At 72.5% G+C, this 13,237-nt stretch carries 9 protein-coding genes, 2 tRNA genes and 1 pseudogene; 1 reads left to right on the forward strand and 11 read right to left on the reverse strand.

Annotation, left to right across the window (positions count from 1 at the left end):
- Nucleotides 1–183: 183 nt before the first annotated feature.
- Nucleotides 184–1,554, reverse strand: coding sequence for a trigger factor (tig, locus tag IE096_RS16440; protein ID WP_189452321.1), 1,371 nt, complete (start codon nucleotides 1,552–1,554; stop codon nucleotides 184–186).
- A gap of 145 nt (nucleotides 1,555–1,699) precedes the next feature.
- Nucleotides 1,700–1,776 (reverse strand) — tRNA-Pro (locus tag IE096_RS16445).
- Between the two features lie 186 nt (nucleotides 1,777–1,962).
- On the opposite strand from IE096_RS16445, the gene IE096_RS16450 reads away from it, so the two are divergent.
- Nucleotides 1,963–2,036: transfer RNA gene (locus tag IE096_RS16450), tRNA-Gly, on the forward strand.
- 74 nt (nucleotides 2,037–2,110) lie between these two features.
- Here IE096_RS16450 and IE096_RS16455 read toward each other — a convergent pair.
- The 9 genes and pseudogenes from IE096_RS16455 to IE096_RS16495 all read right to left on the reverse strand — a co-directional run bounded on the left by IE096_RS16455 (nucleotide 2,111) and on the right by IE096_RS16495 (nucleotide 13,213).
- Complete coding sequence (locus IE096_RS16455; RefSeq protein WP_126914139.1) at nucleotides 2,111–2,305, reverse strand: hypothetical protein; 195 nt, start codon at nucleotides 2,303–2,305, stop codon at nucleotides 2,111–2,113.
- A 214-nt stretch (nucleotides 2,306–2,519) separates the two neighbouring features.
- Nucleotides 2,520–3,956: a DUF6177 family protein gene (locus tag IE096_RS16460; protein WP_189452323.1), complete on the reverse strand. Its 1,437-nt coding sequence runs from the start codon at nucleotides 3,954–3,956 to the stop codon at nucleotides 2,520–2,522.
- Nucleotides 3,953–7,981 (reverse strand): type VII secretion protein EccCa, encoded by a 4,029-nt coding sequence (gene eccCa, locus IE096_RS16465; RefSeq protein WP_189452324.1) that lies wholly within the window; start codon nucleotides 7,979–7,981, stop codon nucleotides 3,953–3,955. The genes IE096_RS16460 and eccCa overlap by 4 nt, the downstream gene beginning before the upstream one ends.
- 148 nt (nucleotides 7,982–8,129) lie before the next feature.
- Nucleotides 8,130–9,263 (reverse strand): MinD/ParA family ATP-binding protein, encoded by a 1,134-nt coding sequence (locus IE096_RS16470; RefSeq protein ID WP_189452326.1) that lies wholly within the window; start codon nucleotides 9,261–9,263, stop codon nucleotides 8,130–8,132.
- A 32-nt stretch (nucleotides 9,264–9,295) separates the two neighbouring features.
- Nucleotides 9,296–10,738, reverse strand: a complete 1,443-nt coding sequence (locus tag IE096_RS16475) for an EsaB/YukD family protein (protein ID WP_189452328.1) — start codon at nucleotides 10,736–10,738, stop codon at nucleotides 9,296–9,298.
- A 13-nt stretch (nucleotides 10,739–10,751) separates the two neighbouring features.
- The gene (locus IE096_RS16480) at nucleotides 10,752–11,135 is read right to left on the reverse strand and encodes a hypothetical protein (RefSeq protein ID WP_189452330.1); all 384 of its coding nucleotides are present in this window, start codon (nucleotides 11,133–11,135) and stop codon (nucleotides 10,752–10,754) included.
- 89 nt (nucleotides 11,136–11,224) lie between these two features.
- Complete coding sequence (locus IE096_RS16485) at nucleotides 11,225–11,821, reverse strand: hypothetical protein (protein ID WP_189452332.1); 597 nt, start codon at nucleotides 11,819–11,821, stop codon at nucleotides 11,225–11,227.
- A 116-nt stretch (nucleotides 11,822–11,937) separates the two neighbouring features.
- Nucleotides 11,938–12,144: pseudogene (locus tag IE096_RS31470) on the reverse strand (pentapeptide repeat-containing protein); the annotation flags it as partial.
- A 298-nt stretch (nucleotides 12,145–12,442) separates the two neighbouring features.
- A complete protein-coding gene (locus tag IE096_RS16495; protein WP_229820240.1) occupies nucleotides 12,443–13,213 on the reverse strand; it encodes a hypothetical protein in 771 nt (256 codons plus the stop codon).
- Nucleotides 13,214–13,237: the final 24 nt, after the last annotated feature.

Genomic DNA, 13,237 nt, shown 5'->3' on the forward strand with positions numbered 1-13,237 from the left:
CCGCGCACAGCCTGTCCGGGGGTGCGCGACGGGCCCGGTCGCGCGGTCCCGCCGAATGGCGGGGACCGGCGCGTCCGGGCCCGTCGTCAAACGCTCCTGCGAGCTCCCCCGGGCGGCTCCGTACGGGGTCGTACGGGTCCGTCAGGGGGAAGGCCGGGCGACCCGGCCGGGGAGGGGTGAGGCTCAGGCCTCGGTGCCCTCGGCGGCCTCGACCGTCTCGGTGGCGGCCTCGACCTCGTCCTCGTCGTCCTCGAGGTTCACGACCTCGCCGGCGGAGTCCTTGACCGTGGCGGCCTCGACGACCGTCGCGAGGGCCTTGCCGCGGGCGACCTCACCGACGAGCATCGGGACCTGGCCCTGCTCGACGACGGCCTGCGCGAACTGGTCGGGGGCCATGCCGGAGGACTGGGCGCGGCGCATCAGGTGCTCGGTGAGCTCGTCCTGACCGACGGAGACCTTCTCCTTGTTGACGATCTCGTCGAGCACGAACTGGGTCTTGATGCCCTTCTCGGACTGCTCCTTGAGCTCGGCCTCGAACTCCTCGGCCGTCTTGCCCTGCATCTCGAGGTACTTCTCGAGGGTCATGCCGATCTGGCCGAGCTGGTGGTGCTCGAGGTTGTGCTTGCGGGTGTTGACCTCGTCCGCGAGCAGCTTCTCGGGCATCGGGACCTCGACGAGCTTCAGCAGCTCGTCCAGGACCTTCTCCTGGGCCTGGGTGGCCTGGTCGAACTTCTTCATGCGCTCGAGGCGCTTGCGGCTGTCGGCCTTGAGCTCGTCCAGGGTGTCGAACTCGCTCGCCAGCTGGGCGAACTCGTCGTCCAGGGCGGGCAGTTCACGGGCCTTGACGGCCTTGACGGTGACCGAGATCTCGGCCTCCTTGCCCTCGGCGGAGCCGCCCTTGAGCTCGGAGGTGAAGGTGGCGGAGCCACCGGCCTCCAGGCCCGTCACGGCGTCGTCGATGCCGTCGAGGAGCTGGCCGGAACCGATGGTGTAGTCGACGTCGGCCGCGACGCCGTCCTCCAGCACCTCGCCGTCGACCTTGGCCTCCAGGTCGACGGTGACGATGTCGCCCTCGGCGGCGGCGCGCTCGACCGGGGAGGTGGTCGCGAAGCGCTCACGCAGCTGCTCGACGGACTTCTCGACGTCCTCGTCGGTGACCTCGACGGCGTCGACGGTGACCTCGATGCCGGAGTAGTCCGGGATCTCGAGGGCCGGGCGGATGTCGACCTCGGCGGTGAAGGAGAGCAGCTCGCCGTCCTTCAGCTCGGTGATGTCGACATCGGGCTGACCCAGCGGGTTCAGCTCGGCCTCGTTGACGGCCTCCGTGTAGAACTTCGGCAGCGCGTCGTTGACGGCCTCCTCCAGCACGGCGCCACGGCCGAAGCGCTGGTCGATGACACGGGCCGGGATCTTGCCCTGGCGGAAGCCCTTCACCGTGACCTGCTGGTTGATCTTCTTGTACGCCGCGTCGAGGCTGGGCTTGAGCTCCTCGAAGGGCACCTCGACAGTGAGCCGAACCCGAGTCGGGTTCAGGGTCTCCACGGCGCTCTTCACGGTTCGGTCTCCTTGGGGCTGACTTCTGGGATTCTGCCGATCGGCGGATGTTGCTGATCGGCGGACCGCGCCCGGTTCAGAGACACACAGACGCGCAGCTTGCATAGTAACCGCACGCACGAGGGGCCCCACAATGTGATCTTGCTGGTCGGGGTGGCCGGATTCGAACCGACGACCTTCCGCTCCCAAAGCGGACGCGCTACCAAGCTGCGCCACACCCCGTCGGTGCGACACGTAGGGTACATGCCCTCAGGGGTGCCGGACGCCGCTTTTTCGCAGGGCAGGACGGGGACGACGGTGCACGAGGGGGCGCGTGGGGGGCGCATCCGGGGGCGGCGTGCGGCGGACCGCCCCGACCCGCTACGATGCACACCGTGCCGCACCGCCATCGGGGTGCGTTCGGCGCACGCGGGCGTAGCTCAATGGTAGAGCCCCAGTCTTCCAAACTGGCTACGCGGGTTCGATTCCCGTCGCCCGCTCCACATGACGCCTCCGGCCCCCCGCCGGAGGCGTTCTTGCTTTCCGCCCGGGCGTTCCCCAGGGCGTCGCGCCCGCCTCAGAACTTGATGCCGTTTATCGTCTGGGCGAGCGAGCTGAGGAAACGATTGATCGACGGTGCCATGCCCGTGGAGGCGAGGAAGAAGCCGAAGAGGATCGCCACGATCGCCGGCCCCGCCTTGATGTTCTTACTGCGGATCATCACCACCAGGATGATCGCCAAAAGCAGCACCACGGACAGTGAAATGGCCACAACTGATCACACCTTCGGTCGGAAGCACCTGGCCGGGCCCGGGAGCCAATGCCGTCCCGCACACCCCCCACCCGACCATCGTGCCACCAACTCGCCTCCGGTTGCGATGCCGTGACGATTCATCGGGGTATTACCAGGGGTTCTCAGGGAGAGGGGTGAAAACGGAACCATGCATTCGGAGCAATAGTGTGATCAGTGCCGGGAGTGCGCCGCGTCACGCGCCCCGCAGATGGCGGATGAGCGTCTCCAACGCCCCCCAGCCCTCGTCCGACTCACCGTCCCCCAGCGCGTAGAAGAAGCCCGGCCCGGACTCCGGCCCCAGCCGCAGCGGGGCCTCCGGCAGGGGCGTGCGGGCCGCGCGGTCGTGGCCGGCCTCCCGCACCCCCTCCGCGCCCAGGGCGAACGCGTACGGCACCGGGAGCCGCTCGAAGCGGGGCGGGGCGGTCAGGTCCCGGCGCGCCTCGCGCAGCTGGCACACCATGGTCTTCAGCCCGTACCCGGTCACCAGCTCGCCGGCCAGCGCGGGCAGCGCGTCCAGCGGCGGCCGCTCGCCGGGGCCGTAGCCGAGGGTGAGGGTGATGTCCTCCTCCACACCGTCCGGCGTGCGCTCCACGCGCAGCGTGGCGAGGGCCGGGCGGTCGGGGGTGCCGACGGCCATCGTCCAGGTGGGCTCGGGGGCGCGCCGGTGGGCCAGGTCCGTCAGCTGGCGGCGGGACCAGGCGAGGCCCGCGGGTTCCGCCGTGCCCCAGCCGGCCGGCGGGCCGCCCGTCAGCGCCCGCCAGGCGGCCTCCAGCGCGCCGCCGAGGACGAGGTCCGCCTCGGGCCGGTGGTGGGTGCGGAAGGAGACGACGAGCTGGCGCTCCTCGGTGCGGGCGGTGTCGGCGGTGCGCGCGGTCTCCGCGAAGGCGTCCGCCACCGGCGTCTCGCCGTCCTCGCCCCGGTCCGGTACGAAGGCGCCGTCCTGCCAGCGCAGCACCGCGCCGGTCAGGCCGTCGTAGTAGCCGCAGCGCTCGTCCTGCACCACCCAGCGCGACGGGGTGGACTGGAGGAGCTGGCGGGTGGCGAGGGAGAGGCGGCAGTGCGGCGGCGTCACGATCTGCAGGGCCCGGTCGCTCTCCACGGTGGCGCGGAGCACTTCCGAGAGCCAGCTCGTCATGGGGACGACGGGCCGGTCCTGGAGGACGATCGCGGCCTGGTCGGTGAGCATGTCGACGGCCGGCTGGGCGGCGGCCGGCACGGGGACGGCCGTGATGCCCGACACGTCGACGGGGCGGGCGGCCCCGGTGGTGCCGGGGGCGTCCGGCGGCCAGACCCGGCCGCCCAGCAGCATCGTCAGCCGGGCCGCGAAGGCGCCCGCGAGGCGCTCGGCCTCGGGGACGCCGGTGGTGGCCCGGGCCTCGATCCACCAGGCGGGGCCTTCCCCTGCGGGCGCGGCGCCGGGGCCGAGCAGCCGGTCGGCCTCCCCGGGCACCTGGAGCATCAGGGGCGCCTCGATCGAGACCAGCGGCCGTCCCTCGGCGTCGCACAGCTGGATGACGGCGCCCTCGCCGGTGGTCTCGACCCGCAGGTCGGGGCCGCCGGCGAGGAGGCCCGCCAGGACGCTCGTCGCGTCCGGCATGCGCTCGGTGAGCGCGATCACGTCCTTGGTCATGCGGTGTTCCCCGTGTCTCCCGTGGTGACTGTGCTGCCGGTGGGTTCGGCGTCCTCCGCCGCCAGCGCCGTCTGGATCAGCCGCGTCGCCTCGCCCCGGCGGACGAGCGTGCCGCGGCCGGGCGGCTGCGCCCCGGCGTAGACGCCGGGGAAGAGCTGGCCCTCCTGCCGGTCGCCGGCCATGACGACGGCCGTGGTGCCGCTCTCGCGCAGGGTCATCAGGAACGGCTCGTAGAGCGCCCGCGAGGCGCCCGCCACCCGGCGGGTGACGACGAAGTGGAGGCCGATGTCCTGGGCGGAGGGGATGAACGGCAGGAAGGGCGCGAGCGGTTGCTGGCCCGCGGTGGTGAGGATGTCGTAGTCGTCGATGAGGATGACGATGCGCGGGCCGGAGTACCAGGTGCCGGACGCCAGGGCGTCCTGGGCGGCGAGGTCGTCGGGCATGCGCTTCTCGAGCTCGGTGGCGATGCCGGTGGCCAGGGCGCCGCAGAGCCGGGAGTTGTGCGCGTAGCCGCCGCGGTACTCCTCGGGGATCAGCTTGCGCAGGCCCCGGCGGGGGTCGAAGACCGCGAAGACGATCTCCTCGTCGGAGTAGCGCTCCATGAGCCCCTGGGCGACCAGGCGCAGCATGTTGGTCTTCCCGCACTCGCTGTCGCCGAGGATCATCAGGTGCTGGTCGCGCCTGAACAGGTCGAGCAGGACGGGCGCGAGCGCCGTCTGGTCGAGGCCGATCGGCACGCGGTTGGGCTCGGCGGCCACGGACGGCAGCGAGGGCGCCGGGATGCGGGCGGGCAGGACGCGCACCCGCTGGGCGCCGTCGCCGGACCAGGACGAGCGGATGACCATGGCGGCCTGTTCGACGGCCGGGCCCAGCTCGGCGGTGCTGGCGAGCGAGTCGACGCGGGGCAGCGCGGTCTGGGCGAAGAGCTTGCCGTCGGTCAGGACGCGGCCCTTCTCGTCCGGGCCGAGGGTCTCCGCGAGCTTGCGGTCGATGCTGGAGTCGCCGGGGTCGTTCAGGCGGAGCTCGACGCGGGTGCCGAACATCGACTGGGTGGCGATGCGGCAGTCGTTCCAGCGGTGCATGGCGGCGACGACGTGGATGCCGTAGCCGCCGCCGCGCTTGAGGAGGTCGTTGACGGCGTCCTCGATCTCCTCGAAGTCGTCGCGCAGGGCGCCGAAGCCGTCGATGAGCAGCACGATCTCGGTGGAGGACAGCTCGGGCAGCCGGCCCTCGGCGCGCAGTTCGCGCAGCCGCTCGACGGAGTCGATGCCGTGCTCGCGGAAGAGCTCCTCGCGGGCGGCAAGCATGCCGCGCACCTCTTCCACGGTGCGGCTGACGCGTTCGCGGTCGGCGCGGCCGGCGATGCCGCCGACGTGGGGCAGCCCGGAGAGCGCGGCGAGGCCGCCGCCGACCAGGTCGAGCCCGTAGACGCCGGCCTCGCGCGGGGTGTGGGTCATCGCCAGGGACAGGGCGAGGGTGCGCAGCAGGGTCGTCTTGCCGGACTGGGGGCCGCCGATGACGGCGGCGTGGCCGCCGGCGACGGTGAGGTCGAGGATCCACTGGCCCTGCCACTGCTTGGCCGGGTCGTCGAGGAGGCCGAGCGGCACCCGCATGGGGCCGGGGCGGACGGCCAGTTGCATGCCGCGCGTGCCGGCCTGGAGGGGGCCGGCCGAGGTGTCCAGGGCGATGGCCCGGGGCAGCGGGGGCAGCCAGATGGCACGGGTGGGGACGGCGGCGTCGCGGAGCTGGTCGACGACGACGGACATGGTGGTGGGGCCGGGGTTGCGGTGGCGCATGGCGGGCTGTTCGCCGTCGCCCGGGGCGTCCTCGGGCTCGCCGAGGGTGTTGAAGTCCGGGTAGGGGAAGACGGCGGGGCCGTCGTCCTCGGTGTCGCGCGTCACGGGGCCGCGATAGGGGCCGGAGACGAAGCTGGCCTTGAACCGCTCGTAGGCGCTGGTGTCGACCTTCAGGTAGCCGAAGCCGGGGATGGGCGGCAGGTGGAAGGCGTCGGTGGTGTCGAGGACGGTGCGGGACTCGTCGGCGGAGAAGGTGCGCAGGCCGAGCCGGTAGGAGAGGTAGGTGTCCAGGCCCTTGAGCTTGCCGCCCTCGATGCGCTGGCTGGAGAGCAGCAGGTGGACGCCGATGGAGCGGCCGATGCGGCCGATGGACAGGAACAGGTCGATGAAGTCCGGCTTGGCCGTGAGGAGTTCGCCGAACTCGTCGATGACGACGAACAGGTGGGGCAGCGGGTCGAGGTCGGGGCGGGTCTCGCGCAGGGCCGCGTAGTGGCCGATGTCGGCGACGTTCCCGGCGTCCTTGAGGACCTGCTGGCGGCGCTGGACCTCGCCGGCGAGGGAGGAGTGGACGCGCTCGACGAGACCGGCCTGGTTCTCCAGGTTGGTGATGACGCCGGCGACGTGCGGCAGGTCGGCGAAGGGCGCGAAGGTGGCGCCGCCCTTGTAGTCGACGAGGACCATGGCCAGGTCCTCCGGCGGGTGGCTGGCCACCAGCGCGAGGACGAGGGTGCGCAGGAGTTCGCTCTTGCCGGAGCCGGTGGCGCCGACGCACAGGCCGTGCGGGCCCATGCCGAGCTCGGAGGACTCCTTGAGGTCGAGCAGGACGGGCTCGCGGGAGTCGCTGACGCCGATGGGCACGCGCAGGAAGGCGCGTTCGCCGCGCGGCTGCCACAGCGACTTGACGTCCAGGGCGGCCGGGTCGTCGATGCCGAGCAGCTCGGCGAAGTCGACGGGGCCGGACAGGGGCGCGTCCACGAGGGATTCGGCGGACAGCCGCAGGGGGGCGAGGAGACGGGCGATGCCCTCCACTCCGGCGGCGGTCGCGTTGTCGGCGGTGCCCTCGGAGACGACGGGTTCGGCGGGGCGCAGGTCCTCGATGTGGACCCGGTCGCCGTCGACGGTGATGCGCAGGGACACCTGGCCGGGCTCCTGGACGCGCTCGGCGACCAGGTGGAGGACGGTGACGCCCATGTCGGTGAGGCCCACGGCCTCGTCGGGGCGCGGCAGTTCGCGCGCGTCCTGGCCGTACTCGTCGCTGACGACGAGGAGGCGGCTCGCCATCTCCAGGGCGTCCCGGCCGGAGAGGCCGCGCCGCACCTCGGCGGCGTAGGAGGCGCGGGCGCGCAGGTCGGCGCCCATCAGCCGGGCGAGCTGCCCGAGCGCGGGGGCGATGCGGCGGGCGGCGACGGGCCCGTCGTGCTCCTCGGTGTCGAGGGTGTGGGGCAGCCACTTGAACCAGCCCCAGTCGGCCATCCGCTCGCCCGGGCAGGCGAGCGCGAAGGCCACGTCGTCGGGGGCGTGGGTGACGGCGGCCTGGGCGAGCAGGGCGCGGACGACGCGCAGGACGCCCTCGCGGTCGCCGACGACGCTGACGTCGCCGACGCGGTCGAGGAGGACGGTCAGGGGCAGGTCGGCCGCGGTGGAGAAACGGTTCTTGAGCGCGCCCGCCTCGTTGAGCATGAAGCGGTCCGGCGGGGTGAGGACGCTGCCGCCCTGCTGGCCGACCTTCAGGGGCCGTGCGGGCATCCGTCCGGTGCCGACGCGCACCTTGAGGAAGTCGCTGTCGAGGCGGCGGCGCTCCCACAGCCGGGCCGGGTCGCGCACGATGTCGTAGAGCGCCTCGGGCGGCGGGTCGAGGACGCGGGCGGTCTCGCGGCGCTCGCGCTCCTCGGCGCCCAGCTCCTCGCGGAGCTCCTCCAGGTATTCGAGGTAGCGCTCGCGCTGCTGGCGGCGGGTGCGCTGGGCCTTGCCGCGCTGCGACAGCAGCATGCCCACCGAGCCGAACACGGTGATGACGAGCACGATCGCGCCGAGTCCGGCGAACTGGCTGTTGCGCACGACCGTCATCATCACGACGGAGCTCATCACGCCCGCGATGGGCATGAGGGTGTGGAGGGCGCCGCCGGTCTTGCCCTCGGGCAGGTTGGGCGGCGGCTCGATGGTCCGCTCCTCCGGCGCCGGCAACGGCCGGGTGGTGCGGGCGGGGCGGTGGACTATTCGCGTGGTCATCGGGAGGTTCGCCTGCTCATCGGGAGGTTCGCCGGCATCGGGACGTTCGACGGCATCGGGAGGTTCGCCGGCTCAACGGGAGGTCGGCCGGCATCGGGTCGTTCGACGGCTCATCGGGGCGTTCGCCGGCATCGGGACGTTCGACGACTCATCGGGGCGTTCGCCGGCTCATGGCTCGGGTGAGGACGTCGGCGGCGAGCTCGGTGACGGCCTCGCGGGTCACCTGCCCGAGCAGATCGGTGCGGATCGGGCCGCCGGCGGCGAGGTGCCGGTCGTAGGGGAGCATCAGGACCTTCACGCCGTCGAGCTGGAGGTGCTCGCTCGCCGCGGTCACGTCGAGCGTCATGTGGGGGGACGACGCGGCGACGACCACCACGGTTCCCGTCAGCATCCTCGGCCGCCCCAGCGACGCCATCCAGTCCAGCACCGCGCGGGTGCTGGTGACGCCCTCCACGGTGGCCGGGGTGACGAGCACCCGCGCCTGGGCGGCCGCCAGGGCGGTGCGCGACAGCTCGCTCGGCAGGGTGTCGCAGTCGACGACGGTGATGCCGAAGTAGCGGCGCAGCGCGACCATCACCGTGCGGTAGTCGGGCAGGTCCAGCCGGCTGCCGACGCGGCCCTGGCTGCCGGGCAGCAGCCAGCCCCGGTCGGGAAGCTGGACGAGGTAGCCGACGACGTCGGTGAGCTGCATCGAGGGGTCGATGATCTGGGCGAGGTCGCTGGTCGTCCAGCGCACCTTGGTGACGCCCAGCCGGGCCGGGAGCGTGCCCAGCGCGGAGTCGGCCTCCAGCATCAGGACGGGGTCCTGGCGGTAGTGGGCGTAGGTGCGGCCCAGCAGCGCGGAGACGGTCGTCTTGCCCGCGCCGCCGCGGATGCTGGTGACGACGATCTGCCGGCCGGTGGTGAGGGGTTGCTGGAGCGCCTGGGCGACGCGCGTGGCCTCCTCGACCTCGCGGGTGGCCGAGGAGCCCACCAGGCGCCGCAGCGAGCGCGAGGTCCGCTTGGCGGCGGAGTCGCCGCTCAGCGGCTTGCCCTTGACCAGCTCCTCGGGGAGCGGGATCTCCATGGTGACGGGGGTGGGCAGGGGACGGGGGGCGGGCGCGGGCACCGCCGCCGGGGCGGCGGCGGGCCGGGCGTCCTCGACGGGGGCGGGCGGCCCGGGGACCTGTGGGTCCTCGGTGCCGCCTTCCGCCGTCCGCGGCCCGTCGGCGAGCTCGTTCAGCTCGTTCGTCAGGTTCCGCAGGTTGCGCAGGACGTCGCCCTGCCAGTCGTCCTGGGACATGCCTCTCTCCTGGAACTCAGAACTGGTGGGGCTCAGAACTGGTGGAGCAGGCGCACGTACACGCCGAACACCCCGACAGCGAGCGGGAACAACGCGATGACGCCGACGGCCTCGACGAGGTCCACGGCGCGGCGCAGCCGCACGCCGACGTGCTCCGGCAGCCGGACCGCCAGGACGGCGAGCGGCACGACGGCCACCGCGCACAGGGCCGCCAGCGGGCCGTAGGGGGTGCCGGGGACGTGGTCGACCCACAGCGTCACGAGCCGGACCAGCAGGACGAGGGCGGCGGCCAGCAGCGCGACGACCTCGGCGACGAGCGGGAAGGCGCGCGAGCGGGACAGCAGCACGACCATCAGCACGGAGGTGAGCAGGACAGTCCACCACGAGATGGCGGTGACGGCCAGCAGACCGCCGGCCGCGGCGGAGGCGGCGACGGCGACCGTGGCCAGGACCAGGCCCCGGTGGGTCGCCGCGAGGGCCGTCTCGACCTCGTGCCGGCTGACGGAGGCGCCGCCGGAGCGGCGGTCGTCGAGCCCGGTGAGGCCGGCGGCCATCAGCGCGATCCGGGGCAGCAGGCCGAGGGCGACGACGGAGACGACGGCCATGACCGAGCCCAGCCGCGCCGCGTCGTGCTGGGCGGCCGCGACGGCCTCCCACACGCCGGCGGTGACGACGACGGCACCGGCGCCGATCAGGCCGCCCTTGCCGAGGCGGGAGCAGAGCCCGAGCAGCGCGAGCGTCGCCGCGAGCGCGGCGGCCACGGCGGCGAGCCGGGCGGGCCCGGACCAGGCGTGGGCGTCGGCGGCGGTCCACGCGGCGAGGGTGCCGAGGGCGCCGCCGGTCAGCATGAGCGTCGTGCCGAGGCCGCGGCCGACGTCGTCTCCGCCGCCGTTGCCGTCGCCGCTGTCGTTGCTCCCGTTGCTCCGGGTGCCTTGGGCGCCTCGGGTGCCTTGGGCGCCTCGGGCGCGGATCCGGGAGGCGACGGCGCCGAGGGCCGCGACGAGCGCGGCGGCCACGGTGAGACCACCGGCCACGGAGGCGGACCCGAGGCTGGCGCGGGCGAGCACACCGGCGGTCACGGCCAGGGCGATCGTCGCCAGGCTGGCGGTCCACCGCCGCGCCTCGGGACGCCAGCGCCAGGCGCGGACGTCCAGGTTCTCGGCGAGCTCGTCGGTGACGTCGTGCACGACGGGCGCGGACGGCGCGTCGTTCACGCGTACCAGCCGCAACTGCGCACCGTCGGGAACGCCGGCGTCGGCGAGGGTGCCGTCCTGCGGCAGAACCGTTCCTTCAGCGGTGATCAGATGCCGGGCGGCCGGGCGCTCGCCGACCGTGTCGCCCAGCAGCCGCAGAACGTCGGGCAGCAGCCGCCCGATGGGCTCGTCCGCGGGGAGCACGAGATCCACCCGCCGGCGCTCGCCGACAAGCGTGACCCTGCTCAATTCCGTACGCTGTTTCGCCCCCGTATTCACCACGCGGCAGAACCTATCACTGGGCCGGCTCCGTCACTTTGTGCGTTCCTTTCGGTTTTTTCGCCGACTTCGTATGCGAAGGAGAGGGCGAAGAGTCGGAGTCGGAGTTGGGTTCGGACGGCGTGGGCGACAACGCCGGAGACGGAGTCACTTGCGGCGCGTACCGCTGCTCCTGCTGTTTCTGCTGCTCTTTCTGCTTGGCCAGGGTGTGCTGGATGAACGACCACCCCACGCACCCCGCGCACAGCACCGCCGCGACGGCGATCCCCGCGAATACCTTGCCCAGCTTCTCGTCGGCCGTCCGGCGGGCCCGCTGGGCGCCGAAGAGCAGGGCATCACGCATACGCCGGCGCCGTACCGACACCGACTCCAGCAGTTGACTGTCGTAATCCTTCGCCATCATTCCCCGCTCTGCCGCGCACTGCCGCGTTTCTGCCGCCCTCTGCCGCCCTCTGCCGCCCGGTGTGGGCCTACGGACCCTGCCGGACCCTACGAACCCCGGGCGTACTGAAAGGCCATGAACAGCACCCAGATCACCGGGATCAGCAACCCCCAGACAGCCGGCCTCTTCCGCAGCGGCAGCCCCGGATCCAGCTGGGGCCCGGGCTGGCCCGGGACAGAGGGCTCGAGCTTGTTCAGCTTGGCCCTGACGAATACGTTCCACAACAGCGTGAACGGGGTGATGATGACCAGCGAGAGCGGACTCCACCAGCCCTGCAGCAGCGTTTTCCCGGTCATGTCGCGCAGCACGGCCGTACCGCAATTACGGCAGAACGGGCCGTTCAGGCTCAGGAACCGCATCATGATCAAAATGCCCTGATGCCCGCGGACGGTCACATCGGCGGCGGGGAAACCACCGCAGAGGCGGCAGTAGCCCTGGGCCGGATGCCCCTGGAATCCCTGCTGCGGCTGCTGCGGCTGAAAGCCGGGCTGGCCCCAGCCGGGCTGCGCCTGAGCGGGCTGCCGACCCCCGTCGGGCTGTTGTGCCGGAAATGGCTGTTGCTGCGGCGGAGTCGCCACGAAATCCCCCGAATCGTTCACTGCACTCTCAAGCGGTGCGGTCTTGGCACGCACCGGCGCGCTCATGCCTATCAACTTCTCCTGAGAAAACGCAAAGCGCTGCCGGACGGCTGCCGGACATTACGCGGATATCGCCGCCTTCGACGGTGGCGGGGGCTCAGCCGACGCCCCGCCGGGCGGAATCACCCGAACCTGTCCGCCGGGCCGCGCACCACCGTGGTGTCGTCGACCGTGACCTTGAAGGAGATCCCTCGCAGGACGGCACCCGTCGGGTCCGCTCCCCTCATGTCGACGCCGCACAGCGACGCAGCGAGGAACCTCGTGCCACGAAAGCTCGCTTCGCGCGCGTCCACGTCGTGGAGCGACGCCCCGACCACGTCCGCACCGTCGAGCCGCGCGCTGGATGTCGGCCGTCACCCACTGCCCCAGGAACCTCAGCCCGGCGGGCCCGGAGAAGAGGGGCGCCCCGACCCCGTCCCGAACGTAGTACTGAGTGCGGATCACTACTCGGCCGGCTCCCGTAGAGAAGCAAGGTCCGGAGCGGTCCTCCAGGCTTCCAGCAGAATTCGCCCTCTGCCCGGCTCCTCCGGAAGGTGTGAAGCTGCCGTGAGCGCAGAGCTCTTCCGGAGGCGTCGTAGAGCGCACACCGCGCCCTACGACGTCCTTTCGGTAGCGAATGCGCCGGGCTCAGGACCCGTTCAGGATTTCGCGGACCTGTCGCTGCACGTCCTCGTCGCCGACCGTCAGCAGGTACTCGCCGAGCCGGCGGGCCTCCGGGCCCTTGGCGCGGTGGACGATGGGGACGGCGTGCTTCAGCGTGCGGGGGTAGGTGCCGGCGTCGAGCACGCTCATGGCCAGTTCCACGCCCAGCGGGCCGTCGACGGTGGACACCCCGCTCGCCAGGTCGACCAGCTGAGTGGGCAGGTCGAACCGGCGCTTCTCGTCCGTGGTCAGGAACCGCACGCCCCGGCCGACGACGTCCTTGATGTCGTCCAGCAGCGCCCGGAGCGTGGCGTTGTCGAACAGCTCGCCCAGCTTGTCCTCGAAGTACTGGCTGTCGGCCAGCCGCACCAGGGCGCGGGCCGCCTCCACCCGCAGGGCCTCGGTGCCCTTCTCCTCCGCCAGGTCCCGCTCGGCCACGGCGTCCGCGAGCTGCGCGAACGTGCTGTCGACGGAGAACTTGCGGTCGATCGAGAAGTCGTACCAGGGCGTGGCCTCGGGATCCGCGGCGGCCCGCAGCACCGCCTCGTACCCGGCCGCCTCGCCCCACATCGTCAGCGCCACGCAGGCCAGGAACCGTTCGATCTCCGGCGCGGCGGGGTCGTTCATCAGCTCGACGAGCCCGGGGACGCGGTCCCGGTGCGCGGGGTCGTCGAAGGCCCCGTAGAGCACGTCCTCGATGTCGGTCGTCGGCTCGCCGTCGAAATCCGTGCCGAGCAATTCACTGAAGCGGGTCATGAGTGGCATCCTTTCGCATTCCGC

Source organism: Streptomyces abikoensis, from assembly GCF_014648775.1.
GTDB lineage: Bacteria > Actinomycetota > Actinomycetes > Streptomycetales > Streptomycetaceae > Streptomyces > Streptomyces abikoensis.